Annotated in this window: 14 protein-coding genes; 2 read left to right on the top strand and 12 right to left on the bottom strand. The window is 45.0% G+C overall.

Going from position 1 to position 22,394, the window contains the following annotated elements; translation table 11 throughout:
* Nucleotides 1-107: 107 nt before the first annotated feature.
* From VK179_10375 to rhaT, 12 genes are all read right to left on the bottom strand, one after another.
* Nucleotides 108-1,322, bottom strand: a complete 1,215-nt coding sequence (locus VK179_10375; protein HLO59138.1) for an alpha/beta hydrolase — start codon at nucleotides 1,320-1,322, stop codon at nucleotides 108-110.
* Between the two features lie 84 nt (nucleotides 1,323-1,406).
* Nucleotides 1,407-4,745 (bottom strand): glycosyl hydrolase, encoded by a 3,339-nt coding sequence (locus VK179_10370; GenBank protein HLO59137.1) that lies wholly within the window; start codon nucleotides 4,743-4,745, stop codon nucleotides 1,407-1,409.
* Nucleotides 4,746-5,015: 270 nt separating this feature from the next.
* Nucleotides 5,016-6,047 carry a sugar phosphate isomerase/epimerase gene (locus VK179_10365; GenBank protein HLO59136.1) on the bottom strand — a complete coding sequence of 344 codons (1,032 nt, stop codon included), beginning with the start codon at nucleotides 6,045-6,047 and terminating at the stop codon, nucleotides 5,016-5,018.
* A 117-nt stretch (nucleotides 6,048-6,164) separates the two neighbouring features.
* A complete protein-coding gene (locus VK179_10360; protein HLO59135.1) occupies nucleotides 6,165-6,887 on the bottom strand; it encodes a LytTR family DNA-binding domain-containing protein in 723 nt (240 codons plus the stop codon).
* Nucleotides 6,884-7,927, bottom strand: a complete 1,044-nt coding sequence (locus VK179_10355) for a histidine kinase (protein HLO59134.1) — start codon at nucleotides 7,925-7,927, stop codon at nucleotides 6,884-6,886. Before VK179_10355 ends, VK179_10360 begins: the two co-directional genes overlap by 4 nt.
* 106 nt (nucleotides 7,928-8,033) lie before the next feature.
* The gene (locus tag VK179_10350; protein ID HLO59133.1) at nucleotides 8,034-9,653 is read right to left on the bottom strand and encodes a Gfo/Idh/MocA family oxidoreductase; all 1,620 of its coding nucleotides are present in this window, start codon (nucleotides 9,651-9,653) and stop codon (nucleotides 8,034-8,036) included.
* A 193-nt stretch (nucleotides 9,654-9,846) separates the two neighbouring features.
* Nucleotides 9,847-11,328 carry a glycoside hydrolase family 30 protein gene (locus tag VK179_10345; GenBank protein ID HLO59132.1) on the bottom strand — a complete coding sequence of 494 codons (1,482 nt, stop codon included), beginning with the start codon at nucleotides 11,326-11,328 and terminating at the stop codon, nucleotides 9,847-9,849.
* Between the two features lie 31 nt (nucleotides 11,329-11,359).
* Nucleotides 11,360-12,964, bottom strand: coding sequence for a glycoside hydrolase family 43 protein (locus VK179_10340; GenBank protein ID HLO59131.1), 1,605 nt, complete (start codon nucleotides 12,962-12,964; stop codon nucleotides 11,360-11,362).
* 68 nt (nucleotides 12,965-13,032) lie between these two features.
* The gene (locus VK179_10335) at nucleotides 13,033-14,334 is read right to left on the bottom strand and encodes a class II aldolase/adducin family protein (protein HLO59130.1); all 1,302 of its coding nucleotides are present in this window, start codon (nucleotides 14,332-14,334) and stop codon (nucleotides 13,033-13,035) included.
* Nucleotides 14,335-14,496: 162 nt separating this feature from the next.
* The gene (locus VK179_10330) at nucleotides 14,497-15,843 is read right to left on the bottom strand and encodes an FGGY family carbohydrate kinase (protein ID HLO59129.1); all 1,347 of its coding nucleotides are present in this window, start codon (nucleotides 15,841-15,843) and stop codon (nucleotides 14,497-14,499) included.
* A 223-nt stretch (nucleotides 15,844-16,066) separates the two neighbouring features.
* The gene (locus tag VK179_10325; protein ID HLO59128.1) at nucleotides 16,067-17,332 is read right to left on the bottom strand and encodes an L-rhamnose isomerase; all 1,266 of its coding nucleotides are present in this window, start codon (nucleotides 17,330-17,332) and stop codon (nucleotides 16,067-16,069) included.
* Between the two features lie 96 nt (nucleotides 17,333-17,428).
* Nucleotides 17,429-18,454 (bottom strand): L-rhamnose/proton symporter RhaT, encoded by a 1,026-nt coding sequence (gene rhaT / locus VK179_10320; GenBank protein ID HLO59127.1) that lies wholly within the window; start codon nucleotides 18,452-18,454, stop codon nucleotides 17,429-17,431.
* A 110-nt stretch (nucleotides 18,455-18,564) separates the two neighbouring features.
* Here rhaT and VK179_10315 point away from each other — a divergent pair, with 110 nt between their 5' ends.
* On the top strand, nucleotides 18,565-19,434 hold the full coding sequence (locus VK179_10315; GenBank protein HLO59126.1) for an AraC family transcriptional regulator: 870 nt from the start codon (nucleotides 18,565-18,567) through the stop codon (nucleotides 19,432-19,434).
* A 57-nt stretch (nucleotides 19,435-19,491) separates the two neighbouring features.
* Nucleotides 19,492-22,008 carry a helix-turn-helix domain-containing protein gene (locus VK179_10310; protein HLO59125.1) on the top strand — a complete coding sequence of 839 codons (2,517 nt, stop codon included), beginning with the start codon at nucleotides 19,492-19,494 and terminating at the stop codon, nucleotides 22,006-22,008.
* Nucleotides 22,009-22,394 lie beyond the last annotated feature (386 nt).

Here is a 22,394-nt window from a genome sequence, read left to right as displayed (position 1 = left end):
TTGAGCGGAAATGCTAGGCGAAGTTTGCAACTTCGGTGTGCCTGTGCAGGCAGATTGCTTCTGACCGTAGGAACCGGTCATCGCAATGACGATATGATCATTGCAGCCTAGTACAAAACAGACTCGAAAAATGCTTTCATTTCAGCAATGTAGTATACCCCGTACTTCTTAAATGTGGCCTTTGTTGTTTCATCGGGCTTCCAGTCGAAGAAGGCATGGCCTGCACCGCCAACCTGGACATATTCAACACGCTGCCCGGCTTTCACAAGGGCATCCACATACTTCTTCACTTCGGCGTCGGTAATGAGTCCGTCCATTGTGCCGCGGATCAGGTATTGCGGAACCTGCCTTTCGGAAGCATTGGGTATATTGCTTAGGGGTGCAATGGCTTCTGACCATGATTTATCGGTAGCAGCCGGATCATGGGGATTCAGCAGGTTGCCGCCAAAAACACCGTAGCTCGGTGCTGCAGCTTTGATTGATTTCATCATTTCAGACCTCAGCTGATCCAATGTTTTGTTCTTCGGAATATAAACAGGCATGAATTCGAATACACCGGCCGTTTTTCCAAACCCGCCGCTTCCGATTTTATTTGGCATATTGGCAGCAGCAGCTGAAAGATGCCCGCCTGCACTGTCGCCTGTAAGCGCAATTCTCGAAGCATCTCCGCCATATTCAGCGGCATGTTCCATTATATGGGCTATAGCGCCGAAAACATCCTCTATCAGGTTGGCGGTAGTATTGCCCTGTGCATCTCCGTCACCTTTATCCACCCACCTGTAATCGATACTGAATACAACAAATTTTCCGTCTTTTGTCAGTTCCTTTGCCATTCCCCTCATGATATCCTCATCATTGGCCATCCAGCCCCCTCCATGAATAATAATGATGACAGGCAGGTTCTTTGCGCCTTTCGGAGAATAGACATCATATTTAAGCGCCTTGATCCCCGGTTTGGCGTACACCACATTATGGGTGATGTTAATATCGGGGTATGCATTTTTTTCAATGAAAGAAGCTCCGAGATGCTTTTCCTGGTCAATCGTTATTTTAAACCCGTCCGTTTGCGATTCATGATACATCTGGCCCCATATGCCCGGAATTGTATAATATACGGCATCAAGAACAAATCCCGGATCGGGAATCGCCTTAACTGTAACAACAGTACCGGAAGGATATTTGCCATCAGCCGGAAGTTCAGGCGTAATTTTAACTGTGCCGTTCACCGGCTTATCCATAATAACAGCAAATTTCTGCTGGGCAAATAATCCGGTAAAGCCTACGGCTAAAAGTATAAAGGCAAAAAAAGTTTTCTTTCTCATGATATTGTTGTTTGGTATTGCAATATACTTAATTTATCAATAGTATTAGCCCCAGCCTTAAGGCCGGGGCTATTGAGCTGGTTACTATTTCACTGATACCAGGGTTACCGGGCCGGCCATTCCGGATGGCATAAGCGGTGAATCGGCACGGTAAAAAGGCATCGTGGTGTAGGTAAACTTTATTTTGGCATCCGGTTGCTGATCACCAATGAGCCTGTTTACCCACAGATTGGTGACTTTTACCTCCAGCTGGTTATCACCTGTTTTAATTGCATCCGTAATGTTTACCCGAAAAGGAACTTTCCAGACCACACCAAGCGAGTTACCATTTAAGATAACCTCGGCAAGGTTGTTGACTTTACCGAGATCAAGCCAGATTTGTGATCCGCCTTCGGTAGCCGGAGCTGTAAATGTCTGGGAGTAGATTGCAGTGCCTGAAAAATACTTTATTCCGGAGTCAGTGCTTTTATTCCACAGGGTCAGACTGTCGAATTTGGCATTTTCAGGCGCACCGAGGTTAGGTTGAAAAGCAACCTGCCAGGGTCCATTAAGAATAGCCAGTGTGGTTTCGGTCGACTTTGGAAGCTCCCGTGAATTTTCTTTTGCTTTGGCACGGAAAACAATAAATACAGCATCATTCGGCTGCAGATGAATGGGAACTTTTGTCACTCCATTGGCTATAGAATAACCGGCAGGTTCTGTGGCGCCTGTTTCAGGGTGCCATATTTCGGCTTCTTTTCCCATTACCCTGAAAATGCCTTCAATGTCTTCAACCCTGTTTTTCCGGTTGTTAACCCAGTAAATATCGATATTGCCGGTTTTTCTGTGTACAAATAGCAGTCGGGTATCCGGTTCAGGCTTTGTATAAGCAAAATCTGCCTGTATTTTCATTTCATCGCTTGCCTGCCTAATGGTTGAACCACCGATGACCTTACCTTTGCCATAGGAATTAATACCATTACCTCCAGCCCAAAGTTCATCGGCAAGAATCTTAAATTCCTTTTCATCATCGCTCAAGCTGGGACTTGCCACCGGTTTCGGACCGGCAATAACAGCACCGGCGTTAACCATATCCCCTATCTTTTTAAGTACAGGCAATGTCATGTAAATGGCATTCGAATCAAGCACAAGCATTTTATATTCCATTCCTGTTGCGGTTACAATCATTCCCTTTTTCACCTGAAGCTTATTTAGCACCACATCGCTGTTCACAAAATTGTAATTATATCCTTCGGGAATTGCTGGAAGTTTATTCGCATATAATGCAGTAATATTATTGTCTTCGCCATAATAATAAGCCAGATCGGCAACAAATTTTCCCTGCTGAAGCATGAAGCAGCTGCGTGAAAGGTAATCAATCCATGATTTTGCCTGCTCAGCCCAGGTTTCGTGACGTGTAAACCACTGGCCGAAAGGCCCGAGGCCAAGGCCCGGTATTTTATCATCTACAGGCTGATGCACTGAAGTATGGATTACAAAACGGTTCAATCCATTTGACAGTTCCATATCTGCAGTGGGTTTCAGTGTTGCCGGCGACCAGGCCCATGCAGTTCCTATGGCAGTCATAGATTCTGCGGCAACTATATTCTGGCCGAAAATATGAGCTACAGAAGCCGATTCCCTCACATCCGCCTTGTATCCGGTGGATACTTCGGCGTTCTCCTCAAGGCCCGGGGTCCATGTAGCACTCATCGGTATGGCAGCATTCCGTTTCACTTCCATTCCGTCTCCTATGAACGCTCTTCCTCCCTCATGTGATTCGGTATAACGGCCCATTCCCCTTTGTTTCAATATATCAGTAAGTAAATCGTAATGATTCTTTGTCGTCAGATCTCCGACTGTCTTCCTGAAATCCCATAAAAACCGTTCGCTTGCTTCGGCACTTTTCACTATATGTCCGGCCAAAACAGGAAGCCATGTATACAGATCATAACCTCTCAGCTTTTTAAAATCAGAGGGCATACTGTCAGTCCAGTTCTGTACACCGGCTTCCCAACTGTCGGTTATTACATACTGTAATCCCCTTGACCCCATCAATCCGTCGGTTGCATCCTTATACTGATCAAGATAATTATTGAAATAATCGGTAACATGCTGTGCGCTGAGCTTGTCTACTTCAAGTCCGGTTGCTTCAGCCGAAGCAGGACCATTCATGTGCCCTGTAAGTGAATATCCAAATCTGAGAACTGCCCAGTTGCCTTCAGGAGGAGTCCAATCAAGGGTTCCATCCGCCTTCATTTTATCGGTTAAGATGGTCACATCCGCTTCTGCAATCACCTCATTCTCTTTTGCAGCCGGCGTGAGGGCATAATAAAGGTCATAAGCCGTAGCATACGCCGATTTTTCCTGCGACCGGTTAACTTTCGGAACTGTATATAATTCCAATTCTGCGATGTTAGTGCCTTTCACTCCGCCGTCACTCATTTCAAACCCGTAGAAATCCATTGGCGGTATTTTGACAGTAGGAAAAACGAATCTGAAATACCTTGCCGTCGTTGGATTAAAAGTGATTGTTTTTTCTTCAATACCACTTATTGGAATATCGGTTACTTTCCTGAATGTTTTACCATCATCGCTTGCTTCAAGAGCCCTGTTATCCGGGTCGGCTCCCCTGCCCCACATGCCGGCATAGCCTCCGCCCATAATGGTAAGAGCCTTCATGGTTTGTGGCTGCGAAAATTCAAACTGCACCCATGCTTTTTCGCCGACTTTTGCCGGTGGCAGGTACACACTGTTTTTCAGATCTCCGTCCGTTAACATGGCCAGGGTGAATTTACCCCCACTCGATGTCACTTTCGGGTTCAGGCTTGCCATTGTAACTTCTGTAACAGGCAATTTAATTGCAATTACTGCAGCATCTTTATAGAATTCCGGGATACTGCTGTCAGCTCCCTCATAGCCCCTGAGCGGTATATTCTGATATGTACCCGTTGTTGAGGGTGGCTGCGGGAGTTTCCCTGAAAAAGCCTTACCTCCGGCAACAGGTGTTTCAGTCCAAACCAGCTTTTTCATAGCCTGTTCCGGTTTCACCCAGGGCCCGCCGCTCTCGCTCCAGCCCGGTGAACCTGCAATTGCCATTTCAAGGCCAAGTGAATCTGCCAGTTTTGTTGTATACAAAAACGCATCCTTCCACTCAGGGGTCATGTATACTAATCTTTTATCAACAATCTGGGGTGTGGACAGTGCAGCGTCGAAATTCTGGAAACCTGCAATACCAACCCTGTGCATCCATTCCAGGTCGGCTTTTATACCTTTTTTTGTAATATTTCCGTTCATCCAGTGCCACCATACCCTTGGATGTGCTGAAGCAGGAGGGTTCTTAAAACCGGCCTCGAGGTCGGAGCTGAGTTTTGAATCGTTTTTACATTGCACCAGGATCAGTGAAATCACAAATGCGAGTAGCCAGTATTTACGGATTTTCATAGGTGATGATGTTTAATGTGTTTGAGGTTTATCAAAGTTCGTCATTGCGAACCCCGTTTCCTGCGGGGTGAAGCAATCTGCCGGCACAGGCAGTACTTATCCAGTTGCCCGGACCAAACAGTCGGAATCTTCAATAAATATATAATTCATAACAAGCATCGTCAATGTATAAACTGGATTTTCTTTTATACAAAATGGCATTGGTTTTCGCAGAAACACGTAGAGACGCACGGCCGTGCGTCTCTACAAATGGTATTCAATTGAATTGTCCTATTTCACAAATTTCGAATTCTTCAGGTAATCAGCGCTCTCTTTTATAGCTTCAAGGGAGTCTTTCAACTTTTGAGCCATTACTGCGGGATCCTGGGGACCGAAACCCGGAGGGGGACTGCCTGCAGGCCTGTTCTTCATCATTTCCTTCATGAAATCTTCCATTGATCCGCCTTTTGCCTGGATGTCCTTCATGGCATTCATCATGGCCATCGACTGTTCCCTTTGTTCAGGCGTCATCTTGTCTTCGATTTCAACAAACCAGTTTTTCATGCCATTTTTGTAGAACTGTGTGAAAATCGCATCATAATTGATTTTGCCGCTTGCTCCAACCACATAATCATCTTTAATATGGAGCAACTGGAACCTCTTCGGATATTTCTTCAGGTAGGCAACCGGATCCTGTCCGCCTTGTGTGATCCAATATACATCGAGTTGGAAAATCACTTTTGAAGGGTCAGTATTCTGGAGGAGAAAATCTTCATAAAGCTGATCAGTTCCGGCAACTGTGGCGAATTCCATGTGATGGTTGTGATATCCGAAATGAATACCCCTTTTATTGGCTTCCTCCCCTATCTTATTCATCAGGTCGCACTCAGCCTTAAGTCCTTCAAAATTGCCTGACCACATATTCATGGGGAGTATTACATATTCCGCGCCCATAATTTTATGATCGTCAAAGGCCTTACCCCAGGCTGCGAGTGAACCCGGAACATCCTTCACATCAAATTTTGCGCGGACATGGCTTGATAAAATCTTCAACCCGTATTTTGAAGCCAGTGCAGCATAATCAGCCGGTGAATAGGTACCGGCCACTTTTCCTGAATTGGCATCATAATTTGATATTTCCATTACTTTATAACCATCCTCAGCCAGTGCTTTGAATGTGCCTTCAATATCGGTTTCAAGTCCTTTTACTGAATAGGTAGCTATACCCAGCTGTTTACCGTCACCGGGTGCTCCGCAAAAAGCCGCATTTGTGAGAAACAGTCCCAAAGCTGCTGTCACACCGGCATATAAAATTTTCTTCATAAAATGTTGTTTTTAAGTTCATTTACGATTTAAACAAAACTAATTATTCCTTCAGAGTGTGCCTACCCTGGTCGACATATACGAGGTAAAACAGCATAAAGAATTCCCTTGCATCGATTAAATATCTTTCGACCTGAATTGCGGATATTTCAATTTATCGAACACCTGGGCCTGGTAGTTCGGACCTATCGGCAGCTCCTGTGTTCCTATATCGATGCTGTGCGCGTTGAAGCTTTTTATTCTTTTTACAGAAACTATAAACGAACGATGAATCCGGATAAATTCATTCCGGGGCAGTAACGGTTCAAAAGATGAGATGGTATGTTTGGCAATAATCTTGCCTGAAACTGTGTGTATATAAAGGTAATCCTTAACACTCTCAACGAAGAGGATATCCGCGATCAGTATTTTATGAACTTTCTTGTTTATATTAATGTAAATAAACCGCTCTTCTTCAGGAGACTGTGCAGCCAGAGTGCCTCTTTCAGCCAGGCCCAGAAACTTATCCACTGCCTTGATAAACCGCTCGTAAGAAATCGGCTTCAACAGGTAATCCACCACATTAAGCTCGTATCCTTCAAAAGCATATTCCCTGTAAGCTGTTGTAAGTATCACCCTGGGCGGATTGTTCAGACTCTTCAGAAAATCAGTTCCTTTAATTCCGGGCATCTGGATGTCCAGAAACATCAGGTCGATCTTTCGCGAAGAAAGAATCTGAAAGGCTTCAACAGCACTGCTGAACTCACCTGCAATTTCAAAAAGACCCAGCTTTTCGAGGTGAGTCTTGATCACTTCAATGGCTAAAGGCTCATCATCTATTATCACACACAGATACTTCATTTTTCATTTTTTAAAATATCGTGCCGCAGATCCATGATCAAATGTACTTCAAAAACATTTTCTCCTTTTGTAATTTCAAGCTTATGCTTACCCGGATAAAGCAATTCAAGCCTCCGCCTCACATTATTCAGCCCTATACCTTCTTTATAGTTTTCAGGCTTCCCGACAACGGGCTGATATGAGTTTGTGACATTGAAAAAAAGTTTTTCGTTTTTCACATCCATTTTAATGTGAATGAACGGGGATTCAATATCATTGCTGGCGCCATGCTTAAAGCTGTTCTCAACAAAAGGAAGCAGCAAAAGCGGAGCGATCATGAGACCATCGGTGCTTTCGGGGATTTGAGTCTTAATATCAAGCCTCTTGCCGTATCGCAGTTTTTCCAGATCGATATAACCACAAAGCTGCTTTATTTCTTCATGAAGTTCAACCTCCGGTTCTTTTCCGCTGTAAAGACTGTATTCGAGAAGATTCGAAAGCTGAATGACCATATCGGGCGCCTTATCCGATTTTTTTAAAGTTAGCGCATAAAGGTTATTCAGCGTGTTGAAAAGAAAATGAGGATGGATCTGGGATTTCAACAGTTTAAGTTCCGACTCGAGTTTTTCATTCTGAAGGTTCAACGTAATTTGCTGGATCAGATACCAGCGTTTGAACATGTAAATAGCCACTGCTGTTGCAGGAATCTGGTAATTTAAAACAAGCGGACGGATATACGGAACCATTTCCACCACCGGAGATTTGGATGCATAAGCAAGAGTATACGTTACAGCCAGTCCGAAAACGATTCCGTGTATAATGGTGATGATGAAGAAAATCAGGTATTTCTTGGTAAAAAGGAATTTCGGAAGGATCCAGTAAATTAAAGAATAAGTGGCTGCCATTCTTACGGGCAGCAGGTAGAGATTATAAATAAACTGCGTTTTCTCAAACGGTTCACCCTGGCTGTATGTAATAATATAAAAGAAATACCATACGATCCAGAAGATGACGTGCCACCAGATGCGGTACCTGAACAACAAACCCCTTACGTTTTCCATAGCCCGTAAAAATAATGAATCATTCCCGGTATTTCTAAATAAAGACTACCGGCAAATTGCTAAGCAAGATGCCGGTAGAGGACTAAAATCACTCACTTCAAAAAGACTAAGCGGGCATATCGGGTAATTTGAACCCGTTCAGATAATTGTGTTTTATTAAACCGGATACAAATTCTCTTGCATTCACTTCACTCGGATCGGCAAATCCGGGCATTCCAGGCATAGCAGCCGGTGGCTGGTTTTTAGCACCACCTGCATTCTTAGCAGCGGCATTGGCTGCAGCCATCATTTTCATCATGTCGAACATTTCTGACCAGATGGAAACTTTATCATTAGCACTCACATTGGTAAACTGCATATTCGGGCCGTCCCATTCAAGGATTCTTCCCAGTTTCTGCAGGCGGACTGCCAGGACACCCATAAGCACGATTTCGTTGAAAGGACCGGCCTCGCCGAAATGTGATGCGGTTTTGTCGCGTAAATCAGGATTCTTGCAGGCTGCCACCCAATCGAGGTAATGGTTATTATCAGGAATTACCCTGAGTACTTCGGGTGAATTCGGAACACGGCCTGATAACAGGTATGGATCCATACCATGGCTTCCGAGAATAAGGGTATCCTTTGTTCCGTAGATGGCACAACCTTCACCCTGCCAGGTTTTTCCTTCAGGAAGCACATCCGGGATCATGGCATGGAAACCACCGTCATACCAGGTAACTTCAACTTCAGGCATTGCCATTTTAGGCAGATTCGGACGTGCCGGGAATATCATTTTTACAATTTGTGCATGAGGGCAGGCATCTTTCTTCAGGGTTGTTGATTGTCCCTGGACTTTTACCGGATAGCCCAGTTGCAGAACCTTGAAGACAGGATGCATGTTATGGCAGGCCATATCTCCGAAAGCACCTGTACCAAAATCCCACCATCCACGGAAGTTCCATGGATGGTATGCGTTATTGTAGGCCCTGTAAGGCATATGTCCTAACCACAACTTCCAATCGAGTGTACTTGGAACCTTCATTTCAACAGTCGGAGTATCAAGTCCCTGCGGCCATATCGGACGGGCTGACCATACATCCACTTTACGTACTTCACCGATTTCACCGGCCCATGCCCATGCGCAAGCCTTACGAACACCATCTCCTGATGAACCCTGGTTACCCATCTGTGTGGCTACGCCGTACTTTTTAGCCAGTTTTGTCAGCAGTCTTGATTCATATATGGTGTGTGTAAGAGGTTTTTCGGTATACACATGTTTTCCGAGGGTAATGGCTGTTGCCGTAGGATTGGCGTGATTATGGTCGGCAGTTGCAACCACAACGGCATCAATCGACTTGCCCATCTCATCAAACATCAACCTCCAGTCTTTATACTTTTTGGCTCCCGGAAACTTTGTGAAAGTCGACTGAACGGGACTGTATCCCCAGTCGACATCGCAAACAGCCACCAGTTTTTCGGTCCCCGGAGCCGAAGCCATTCCAAACGGATTGGCAGGCCCTTCCACTTCAGCTTTACAGATACTTGATATATCACCTGATCCCTGGTTACCTGCACCAATAAGGGCTACATTCAAGGTATCGCTGGGAGCCACATGACCCAGTTTTTTACCCATGGCAAAACTTGGGATAATGGTAAACGCCGCCGTAGCTGCTGTTGTGGTTCTCAGAAAATTCCGCCTTGACAGAGGATTTCCGGAATCACCTTTACCTGATTTTTCATTGTCCATATTAATCCGTTTTAAAAGGTTTGTAAATGGTTAAAGTATTATAAAGGCAGTAAAATGAAACTGCAAAATGCTTTATTTCCATAAATTTAAATAAAAAAGGAATCCGCATTCGTGTCGTCGACCAATTGAGGTCAATGGCGGAAATAAACCCTTTAATCAGGGATTAATCTGAAGACAAACCCTGGTAACGAAATCAGCGTATGATCAGTGTTGAAATGGAATGGGGCATGGCAACGGTTTCTGCAGCCTTTCCTGCAATCCATACATTGTATTTCTGACTGTCATCCGAAGTATTCAACACAATTACGGCCAGGCTTCCGTCGGTGTTCTGAAAGGCAACTGATGGCAGCAGATCACGGCTTGACGAACAGGCAATTCTTTTTGCACCCGGCTTTACGAATTTTGAAAAATGACCCAGGTAATAGTAAATGTTCGTGTAAATCAGCTTACCGGTTGCCAGGTCAGCGTGTACAGGTGCGAAACAGAAATTACCCGCGTGATTCGGTCCTCCCTTTTCATCCAAAAGGATATTCCAGTCGGTCCACGCCACAGCTCCTGAGTTGAAATCATTCAGCATCGACTTCCCGTAACGCTCACCGAGCCACCAATCGTGTACCTTCGAAAGATCGAACTTTTCAACACATCCTTCAGTGAACAACACGTTTATAGCGGGATATACATCGGTAACCAGCTTTACGTTCTGAAAATTCATGTCGGCGCCGGTCCACGTTTCATACCAATGGAATCCGATACCCCATACATATTTTGCCGCATCCTTATCGTCAAGGATTGTGCTGGCCCGCTGATAAACCAGGTCACGGTTATGATCCCATGCTATCAGTTTTTTATCGCCAAGACCGTTTTTCTGAAGGGTGGGCCCAAGGAAGTTTTTAATGAAATCGCGTTCCTGTTCGGCTGTATAGATGCATGATTCCCATGTCTGGGTAGCCATGGGTTCATTCTGAACGCTTAATCCCCATACAGGGATGCCGAGAGCCTCATAAGATTTAATAAATTTCACATAGTAATTGGCCCAGCTTTGCATGAATTCAGGCTTCAGTTCACCGCCTTTCAGCATGTTGTTGTTTGTCTTCATCCATGCGGGGGGACTCCATGGACTGACAAACATGGTGAGTTTCCCGCCGGCGGCTTTTATTGCATCCTGTATGAGAGGAACTTTAAATTTTTTATCGTGGGCAAGGTCAAATGTCTTCAGTTCCGCATCATTGTCGGCGACATAAGTATAAGAATCGCTTGAGAAATCGCAGCTGTTTATATTCGTGCGCCCGAGCGTGTATCCGATGCCTTTCTGCGGGTCATAATATGCGGTGAGCAGTTCCTGTTGCGCTTGCTGAGGAAGTTTTGCAAATGTTTCAGCCGAGGCATCCGTTAATGCACCGCCAATGCCGGTGATAGTCTGGAACGAATGACCGGGATCCACAAATATTACCAGTTCGGTTTCTTTTGGCTGATTCATTTCATAGAATGACAAGGTTCCGTTTTCAGACAAACGCAGATCCGATTTATCGGCTGTAGTTATAACGGTTACCTTATTATAATTAAAGGTTGCGGGTTGCTGACTGAAAATCAAAGAGGAAAAAACAAACAATACGGTTACGGACGCGATGAATCGCGTCCCTAAGTGCGGCAGGAAATTAAAATTGACGACCTTCATAGAAATGCAGTATTTTAATTCAAATATAGTATTATTGTTTGACAGGTTTATCTTCGGCGTATTCGAACCAGTCGTAATCGGCCGGTGCGGAAGACTTTCTGCCGTTACCCGTGGAATATAAACCGACATATACACCCGTGAACCAACCCACCGTTTCAGAGCTAAGGTACCTGGAGGGAACTGATTGAATTTCGGTGAAAGGCGTATTATCCTGCGCTACAAGGAATGTAAATTTGGTTTTTTCACCCTTTATCTTAAGCTTTACCGGACCCGGTTTTAAGGTTGTTTCTTTCGACTCATAAATAACGTTTCCGAATCGCAGCCTGCAGAAAGCCACGCGTTTGCCTTTCGATTGCCTGATGAGCAGATCAAAATGGGCGCCGTTATTGAGTAGGGTCAGACCGGCCTCTTCATCGGATTTTCCCGGATTGAATTCAACCTGTGCCGTGGCGGAAAAATAATGATGCTGAAGTCTTCTGCCAACAAATGTGGGTGATTTTCCGTCTTCGATCGTCTGTTCAGAACCCACAAGCCTTAAGAACCCGGCGCGGGTAGTTAATGAATAATTTGATGCTTCGGGATACCTGATGTAATTCCATTCCTGAGGTAATTGTTTATTGTCAAAATCAATCCTGGCCGGAGGAACGGCAAAAGGTTTCAAATGCAGGGTGGAACAAGTCATTTCAGGAGTGACCGTACCATTGCCGTTTATTACCGGCCAGCCGTTCTTTGGCCATGTTACGGGCGCAAGACAGGTTTCCCTGCCCAGCACATGATGGGTGCCGTCGCCGTTGGAACGATAGCCGTGAAATACCATCCACCATGAACCATCATGAGCCTGGATGATATCGGCATGACCGGTACCCTGGATCGGATTTCCCTGTGCAGCCGCGGTAACATGGGTAAGTATAGGATTTGCTTCAAATGAATTATAAGGGCCCCAGATATCTTTGCTTCTTGCTATGGTCTCTGAATGTGCCTCCTCGGTGCCGCCTTCAGCAGCCATCAGGTAATAAAAACCGTCTTTTTTGTAAATATGAGGTCCTTCGGCATAACGCCCTCCTGTGCCATTCCATATCTTCCGTCCTTCTGTCAGGAACTTTCCTGTTTTTATGTCGATTTCATTCAGTATAAATGTTGAAGAAATGACATACACTTTACCGTTATCATCAAAATAAAGGTCAGGATCAATACCTCCTGCCTTGATCCATACCGGATCCGACCACGGGCCGGCCGGATTGGTGGCCGTTACATAAAAGTTACCTCCGTATGCGATATTGGTGGTGATCATATAAAATGTGCCTTCATGATACCGGATAGTTGCGGCAAAAATATTAATTCCGTTCGGCAGCTGGGTTGGCCTGTCGAGCACATGACCTATCTGTTCCCAGTTAACCAGGTCTTTGCTGTGAAAAACAGGAACACCCGGGAAAAATTCAAAAGTACTTGTAATTAAATAATAATCGTCCCCTACCCTGCACACGCTTGGATCGGAATAGAACCCCGGAATAATCGGGTTGTGATAGGTTACCTGCTCATTCGGGTTTAATACTGCTGTAAATGGTGTGTTCTGTAATTGGGCGTTCAACGCGGCAAAAACAGTGAAACAAAAGAACAATAATGCTGAGATTCTCATGGGTACTTCTTGTGAAATGACTAATCGGAACCAATACTGGCAAGTTAATACAAATTATCCGGGTTAAATTATTTTTTAAGAAACACTCTCCTTAAATCCTCTACCTGGTAATCTTTGATAGGTATAAGTTTACCGATTGGTTTTGCCAGCACAAGCGATTTGGCACTGAACTCGGCTACCTCAAGCCTGTCGAATGTCTGTAGTAATTTATCACCGGTTACAATTACCGAATCATTCTCAACCAATATGGCAGGAGTGCTTTCAGAAAGCATTTCCGGAATTTCATTCCTGCCTTTAAAATGAATTCCATAGGGCAAAATCGGGATATCCTGGAGGAATATCCAGCTTTCAGGAATTGTCCGCACATCAAGCTCGGAGCGTGTCACACTGAAAGCCATCAGGTATGGCGGTTGTGTGAGAATGATCGAATTAATACCCGGATTGCGTCTGTATATTTCCTGGTGCAGCCAGGTGGCACGACTCGGAATTCTTCCGGATTCCCTTTTTCCGTCTTTTATCTGAACGATATCGTTTAATTGAAGGTCCCATCGCGGTACATCCCTCGGTGTGATCAGAAAATCATCTCCACGCCAGCGAACCGAAACGGTTCCGTAGGAGCTGATCATCAATCCCTGGTCGCAGGCCCTGTGCACGATCCGGCAAATTTCAGTGCGCTTCTCCCGTTCGTCCGATGGATGGTCAACTTCTTCTAAAACCGGCAACAAACCCGGAACCTGTGCTTCGAATTCCTCAATCTGGTCATTTGCCAGGTAATGAGGTTCCCCAATCGTCTTGCCAAAAAGGATGGTCCGTGCACAAAATTCAAGGGTCTCAAACCGCTGGAATGCATCCATGAGGTCAGCGCCGCCTACAACTGTCCCATGGTTCTCCATGATAATTGCCTTGAATCCTTTCATGAATTCATCGGCAATTTTTTGGCCCAGCATCTCGCTTCCGGGAAGTTCATAAGGCGCGTACCCAATGGGACCGCAAATGTACTTAGCCTGGCTGATAATATTGGTATCCGGCACCTGGTGAACTATGCTGAAAGAAACCAGTGCAGGCGGGTGAGCATGGATAATGGCTTTCAATTCAGGGCGCATCCCGTAAATAGCCCTGTGAAACGGGAATTCAGAGGATGGCTTATGTCGACCGGTAATAGTACCGTCTCTCCTTACACACATAATATCCGAAGGCTTCAGCGTGCCCTTGTCCACAGCTGAGGGAGTAATCCAGATATCGCCGTTTTCATCAATCACTGAAATGTTACCGCCTGTTGTGGTAGTCATCCCCCGGCGGTAAATCCTGTCAATGATCAGCACAATCTGATCGCGGGGATGCATGAGTTCGGGCTGTAATATTGAATTCATTTCTTAGTCTGTTAGTCTGTAGTCTGTTAGTCTGTAGTCTGTTGGTCTGTTGGTCGGGGACCTATGGGACCTATGGGACCTATGGAAACCACCCATTGTCTCGCACTCTCCCAATCTCCCTGTCTCCCTGTCTCCTCCTCTAACAGACTAACAGACTACAGACTAACAGACTATTTCTTTCAATCCCAGATCAATCTCCGGCAGTTCTTTATCAAATGCAGCTTTATACATAATTATCGCTGCACCCAGCGCTGTGGCATTATCCACTTCTGACGTAAATACCTTTTTACCCGGCAACCGGCCTGCTACAAGCCTTGTAAACAATTCATTCCTTGCAAATCCACCCGTAATAAATACCTTTTTGGGCTGATCATCGGAAGGAATTACCAGATGTAACGATTCCATGGCCAGGTCCACCAGGTCCGCCATCAACTGATGGTATGCGTCGTCAAAGGTAAGAAAACCCGTGAGCGGTGCAATGTCTATATAGTCAGCCGGAACCCCTTTATGGAAAAAATACCGTTCTTTTTTATTCAAAAGTCGCGACACCTTTAATTCACTTGTTTTTACTGATTTGTAAAAGTTCTCATGAGTACCGAAATGTTTATTCAGTCTTTCCACATTTACATCATGAATGTGCCCGAGGAAAAGCCGTGATGACTTTACCTGCTTTTGATGAATGCTCATGTAACAAAGGGAATCTTTCCTCAGTTGCTCCCCGGTTAATGGTTTCTGGTTAAAAGGGTTCATGAAAATACACCAGGTGCCCGTAGAGATCAGAATGAAGGGTTCATTTATGGCTTTCAGGTAAGGAACCAGCGATGATGAACTGTCGTGTATGCCGATACCAGTGCTTGACCGGCAAGTGTTGAATTCAACCGGATAAAACGTATCATTGGCAAGCGGATCAGGAACACGTATCCCTTCATCAGCAAGCCATCGGTGATATTGGTTTGAATCAAAATCCCACATAGCAGTATGGCATCCGATTGAAGTGTATTCCGAGGAGGTTTTGCCGGTAAACAGATAACTAACGTATTGCGGAAAATGGAGACTGCAATGAATTCTTCTGAATATATCCGGTCGTTTTTTCTTAATCCAAAGGATTTGGAGGCCTGAATTCAGCATACCCAGTGCGGGGGAAGCTGTTTTCCTGCTGAATTCTTCAACTCCGTCGTATTTCTCATAAAAACCATTGAGTACATCATCAGGCATTGGCTTCAGGTAATTGTAGACCGGCGTGAGTGGCTTCCCATTACCATCCAGGTGCATCAGGCTGGCTCCATAGGTTGAAAAATTAAGGGCTTTAATCTTGAATTCTCCTTTGTTAATGAGCTTTTCAATGCTTTGTTTCATCCATGTTTCAAGCAACCGGATATCATCGCATTCAAACCCGTCCTCATCCCTTGTTTCAGGAAATTTCTGCTCTTCCTGCAAAACAAGTTTCAATGACTCATCAAAAAGCAGAAGCTTTTTGTTTGTTTTGCCGATGTCGAATATGGCGATCATTAGGCTGTTAGTCTGTTAGGAAAAGCTGTCATTGCGAGGAGCGTAAGGCATAATTGATTATAGCAAGATGTATATGCGACGAAGCAATCTGCCCGAACCAGAAAGGCCTTACCAAGACAGTTTTTCGGAACAGATGTGGTTCTATCATCGTTTTGCCTGTGCTTGCAGATTGCTTCGTCGCAAGCTTCGCAAGCTCCTCGCAATGACGAGCTTTTTGCATTCATCACCTCTTACTCAATTCCTCCCTCTCATACTTCTGAATTTCACCAATATAATCCTGTGCCACGGGAACATTGCTGGTGAGGCAGTAGTAATCGTAAACTGCACCAAGGGGCTTGGTTTTCATGATCTCAAGGAGGGCAAGGCGTTCGAAATTCTGCCCGGCCTCTTCATATTTCCTGAGCATTTCAAATGGTTCAAGCAACGCGTTGAGGAATGCCAGTTGTGCCGAGCGGGTCCCCACCACGTAGGCGCCAATGCGGTTCAGACTGGCATCGAAGTAATCCAACCCGATATTAACACGATTCAGGGCTTTGCAACGAACAATTTCATTGGCTATCAGCTGGATCTCATCGTTGTATATCACCACATGATCGCTGTCCCACCGCACACCGCGAGTTACATGAAGCAGCAATTCATCGATGTACAAAAGAACAGATGATATCTTATCCCCCACCTGCTCGGTTGGATGATAATGGCCATTGTCAAGACAAATCAGCTTATTGTTTTTGATGGCATATCCGAGGTAAAACTCAGCGGAACCAACAACCATCGATTCAGAACCAATGCCGAATAATTTACTTTCGATGGCATCTTTAAGGTATTGTTTTGAATACCCCGTCTTAAAAATCTCATCGAGGGAATCCTTCAGCAATGCCCTATGGGTATATCGGTCCACGGGGGTATCCTTTGAGCCGTCAGGTATCCATATATTATTTACAGCGGGTGTGCCAAGTTGTTTGCCCATTTCTGCGGCAATCTGCCGTGTACGCTTCACATGCTCAATCCAGAACTTCCTGTATTTCTCATTCTTACTGGATAAGGTAAAACCATCATTGGCATAAGGGTGCGAAAAACAGGTGGGATTGAAATCAAGTCCCGCCGTATGTTTCTTTGCCCAGTCGATCCAACCCTGAAAATGTTTTACCTCGATCTGGTCCCTGTCTACTCTCTGTCCTCCGAAATCCCCGTAGATCGCATGCAGGTTCAACCGTTGTTTACCCGGTAACAGGCTCATCGCTTTCTCAATGTCCTGCTGCAATTGGGAAATTGTCCTGGCCTTTCCGGGATAGTTGCCGGTAGCCTGGATCCCGCCTCCGCCCAAAACGGCGTCAGGAGTTTCAAATCCCCCCACATCATCGGTCTGCCAACAGTGAAGGCTGATCTTTATATCATCCAGTTTTTTAAGTGCCTCATCGGTGTTGATGCCCAGCTCAGCATATTGGTCTTTGGCATGACTGTAGGCTTGTTCAATGGTTTGTTTTTTCATATTTTGGTCTTCTTAAATCATTATTCGGTGTTCCTTGTTCAGTGTTTCTGTTAGTGACGATAGAGACTATAGGGACCTTAGGGACTATATCCAGCATCAAATCTTAATCACAAAGGTAGATGCAATCAATATCAATATTCCTGCAATCAGAACGACAATCGTCTTAATTCCTGCACCCTTCCATTCTTTAAGGATGATGCCCCAGATATTGCTGAAAGCGATATTCATCGACATCAGGATACTCCAGGCAAAGGCTACCATAGTGGCAGGAAGCTTGCTTTCACCCATGCCCATGAAAAAGAACTGTAAATACCACAAAGTGCCGCCGATTAGGGCAAACACAATATTGTTGAGAAGGACCGGACCGGAAACTGAAAAATAATCGCGGCCTGTTCTGTTTTTAATATTCAGGAACACACAATACACCAGATTGGTAAGAAGTCCGCCGAAGGTTACAAACATAATCACGGGGTTCTTGGCAAACAAAGGATTTGCACCAGCCTGAATGGCGGCCTGTTTCAGGGGATCACCGGCAGTGAGTCCGAAATTGAAACACGCACTCATCACACCGGCCAGGATGGCTATGAGGATTCCCTTTTTCAAGGCGAATTCCTTTACAGCAGCTTTTCTCTGTTCCTCTGACAAATTCCGGTTCTTTAAAGCAGCCGCATAACCAATAACGGCAATGCCTGCAATACTCACGGCCACACCAGCCAGCATCAGGATACCCGACCGGTCGTTCAGCAAATTCTGACCGGCAATCAGCGGGGGAACCAGGGTGCCGATACCTGCACACAAACCAAGGGCAATCGACTGTCCCAGCGCTACGCCCAGGTACCGCATGCTCAACCCGAAAGTGAGCCCGCCGATGCCCCACAATGCACCGTAAAAAACAGCCATTCCTTTTGCCGATGCGGGTACTGATATAACTATTTGTCCCAGTGTGCCCGAAGGAACAGTTAACCAGGCGAAAAGCACTGGCACTATAAGCCATGAGAAAAGGCCCTGTACAAGCCAGTAGGATTCCCATGACCATCCCCGGATCTTTTTAATGGGAACATAAAAACTGGCAGCACATATGCTGCCAATGGCCATCAGAAGAATGCTCAATATGGAATTCATAATATGAAAAATATTAGTAAATTGGCTCCGGGTCATCCCAAATATATCACTCATTCCTTGCTATTTCAATATATAATATGGCATATTCTTTATACAAAATGGCATGACACATGACAGGCAATTTTAAATACCTGACTCATAATCCCGATGACCAGAAATGGGGAATCTATCTTACAGTGGCCGGTTCTGCCAGGGTGGATCCCCAAAGCAACTATCCTCCCTCAGGCCACCCTGCAGGATATCATTTCAACTGGTCAAAAGGACGGGTGTTGTACGAATACCAGCTCAATTACATCACACAGGGAGAAGGCATTTTTGAATCCCGCGACGGAGCCATTCCTGTGAGGGAAGGATCTGTAATCCTTCTTAAACCCGATGAGTGGCATCGCTACAAACCACAAAAGGAGACGGGCTGGACTGAACATTACATTGGCTTTAGCGGTCCTGTTGCCGAAACGATGATAAATGCCTCATTGCTGGGAGAAGTATCGGTTATACACATTGGTTTTCATGAAAATGTGATCAATATTTTCCAGGAGATATTCAACCATGTAAAATCCGAGCGACCGGGATATCACCAGATTTGTTCAGGACTTGTGATTCATATTATGGGACAGATCATTTCTCTTAAAAAAAATGAAGATTTCAATCATAATCAGCTTGAAAAGACCATTCAGAAAGCATGCCTTGTTATCCGGGATAACCTTTCCTCAAATATTGATATAGAACGGCTGGCAGCCGGCCTGAATATCAACTATTCGCTTTTTCGCAAGGCATTCAAGAATTATACGGGCCTGTCGCCCATGCAATACCACACTTCGCTTCGGATGAAACAGGCGGCTTATCTTCTTGCCAACACCGATCTGAGCATCAAGGAAATCTCATTTAACCTGGGCTTCTGTTCGGTATTTTATTTCGGAAAACTTTTCAAAGAAAAGATGAATATGACACCCGGAGCATTCAGGCAAAGAATTAGTTAAATCGATTTCTCTGTTTTAAAATTTCGAATTATATTTGAATATAAACCCTTAGGCAGAATGGAACCCGTTAATCCCGACCTCCGGCTGGCTTCTGATTTTCTTGAATTTACAAACCGTAATATCTTTCTCACAGGAAAAGCAGGAACCGGAAAAACTACATTTTTAATTAATCTCCGGAAGAAATCACCAAAGCGCATGATTGTTCTGGCGCCCACCGGTGTTGCCGCAATCAATGCCGGCGGCGTGACAATCCATTCCTTTTTCCAGCTACCATTTCATCCGCATGTCCCTGTGCAATACCTGAATCAGCCTGTTTCTCCGGCACCTGAGGAATCGTCCTCCTTCAAAATGAGCCGTGAAAAAGTAAGGATCATCAAGGGTCTTGACCTGCTAGTTATTGACGAAATCAGCATGGTGCGGGCTGATTTGCTCGATGCAGTTGACTTGGTTCTAAGAAGATACAGGGATAAAAATTCCCCTTTTGGCGGAGTACAGTTATTGATGATCGGTGATATCCAGCAGCTTGCACCGGTAGCCAAACAGGAAGAATGGGAATTGCTGAGGCAGTATTACGACACGGCCTTTTTCTTCAGCAGCCTGGCACTGAAAAGTACAAATTACGTTACAATTGAATTAAAGCATATTTACAGGCAGCACGACCAGCATTTTATCGACTTGCTGAACAAGGTAAGGGATAATCAATTGGACGGTTCCGCCCTGCAAATCCTTAACAGCCGGTATAAGCCCGATTTCAGGCCTGATGACAGCAGCGGTTATATTACACTCACCACTCATAATTCGCAGGCTGACTCGATAAACGAGCGAAAACTTAATGAACTTCCTTCGGTACCCCTTGTATTTAAAGCGGAAATAGAACCCGAATTTCCTGAATATGCCTTTCCTACGGCTTCTGAACTTGTACTGAAAAAGGGGGCCCAGGTCATGTTCGTTAAAAATGATATTTCAAGGGATAAACTGTTCTTCAACGGGAAGATTGGTGTGGTTGAGGGATACGATGATGACCGGATTCTTGTAAAATGCAAAGGAGAAAACACAATTGCTGTCGAGAAGGCGGAATGGCAGAATATGAAATACTCGCTTAACGAGGATACCAAGGAAATTCAGGAAACTGTGATTGGCAAGTTCACACAATATCCCCTAAAGCTGGCCTGGGCCATTACAATTCATAAAAGCCAGGGATTGACATTCGACAGGGCAATTATTGATGCAAAATCCGCTTTTGCTCACGGCCAGGTTTATGTGGCACTAAGCCGGTGCCGGACACTTGAAGGCCTGGTACTGAGTACGCCGGTTGTAAAAAGCGGAATTATAAGTGATCCGGCAGTGAAAGGGTTTGTAAAAGAAGCCGCAAGGAACAGTCCGGACGAAAGAATCCTCACGCAATCAAAATGGACGTACCAGAATATGCTGCTGGCAGACCTGTTTGATTTTACTCCTGTTTTAAGAGGGGTTTATTATATCCAGAAGATCATCAATGAGCATGCTGAAAGCCTTGTAGGTCAGCCGTCCCAGGTTACAACAAAAATTATATCGCAGATTAAAACTGACCTGTCTGAAGTTTCTGAAAAATTCAGCCGGCAGACTAGTCGCTTGTTATCAGGGAACCCGGATCTTTCAGCTAACCGGGAACTGCAGGAACGAATTTCCAAAGCCTGCGGATACTTTTCAGAAAAACTAAGTTCAGTCGTTGCCGAGATCAAGGATTTGCGGTTGGAAACGGATAATAAGACGGTAAGGAAATCGCTGACCGATGCACATGGAAAAATAATCCAGGAAGCCTCCATAAAACTGGCATGCCTTGAAAAGTGTCTTAAAGGTTTTACCATCTCAGCGTATCTTGAAACCAAGGCCAAAGCAACCCTTAGCATTCCGGAACCTAAGGTCAAACCGCCAAAGGTGTTTGTGAGCATTTCCGATACGTCGGGTGCTGAAGAGAATCCTGCACTTTATAACAGGATCAGGAAATGGAGAGATGCCAGGGCTGCAGAAAGCAGTTTACCGGTTTACATGATCCTGCCGTCAAAAACAATTGCCACACTTACTACTGTTATGCCGCATACAATTGATGAATTAAGCCGGATAAAAGGTTTAGGAAAAAGGAAAATCGATCAGTTCGGTGAAGATATTATTACAATCATCCGGAATTATTGCGAGCAAAAGCATATAGAACCTAAAGTGTGGGTGCCGAAAGAAATTCCCGTTGACAGGAAAAAAGAAAAGAAGCCTGAAAAAAAACCGACAAGGGAGGTGACCTTTGAATTGTATAAAAGCGGTAATACCATTTCAGACATAGCCACTTTAAGGGAAATGTCGGTAACCACAATTGAAGGGCACCTTGCCGAACTGGTTGAAGCAGGAAATCTTTCAATCGATGAACTTGTGGATCCCGATCTGAATGAACGCATAGCCGGTGAATTCGCCCGCCGTGATACCCTGCAGCTTGGTCCTGTAAAAGAAGTTTTTGGCGATGAAGTAACCTGGGGCCAGCTGAGATTTGTGGCAAGCCACCTGAGAAGAATGAGAGGAGAGAAGAGAGAGGAGAGTCAGGAGTAACGAGTTTAGCCACGGAGTGGCGACATCTTTGTAGTAAACGATGACCATATTTACCTCCAGCCACGGAGTGGCGACATCTTTGTAGTAAACGGATGATCACCCCACCCCTGCCCCTCCCCTAAAAGGGAGGGGGCGTCAGATTCGTGGAATTATGGGGTAGAAGAAACCTGAATCTATTTTAACCCGCCAATTCCAGAAATGTATCTCCCCTCCCTTTTAGGGGAGGGGCAGGGGTGGGGTGCTGGTTGGTTGGATGCTGAACGGTTGTCCGAAATCGTACATCAAGTGAATCTATCTGAAACAGTTTTGAAGTGAAGCACAATTAGGCGAAAATGATTGTATTGTTCTGTTTTTCTGTGTTTTATACACTTTGGCACGGAAGATGT

The organism is Bacteroidales bacterium, from assembly GCA_035299085.1.
GTDB lineage: Bacteria > Bacteroidota > Bacteroidia > Bacteroidales > UBA10428 > UBA5072.
Note: the sequence above shows the minus strand (reverse complement) of the source record. Positions and strands in the feature narration are given on the sequence as shown.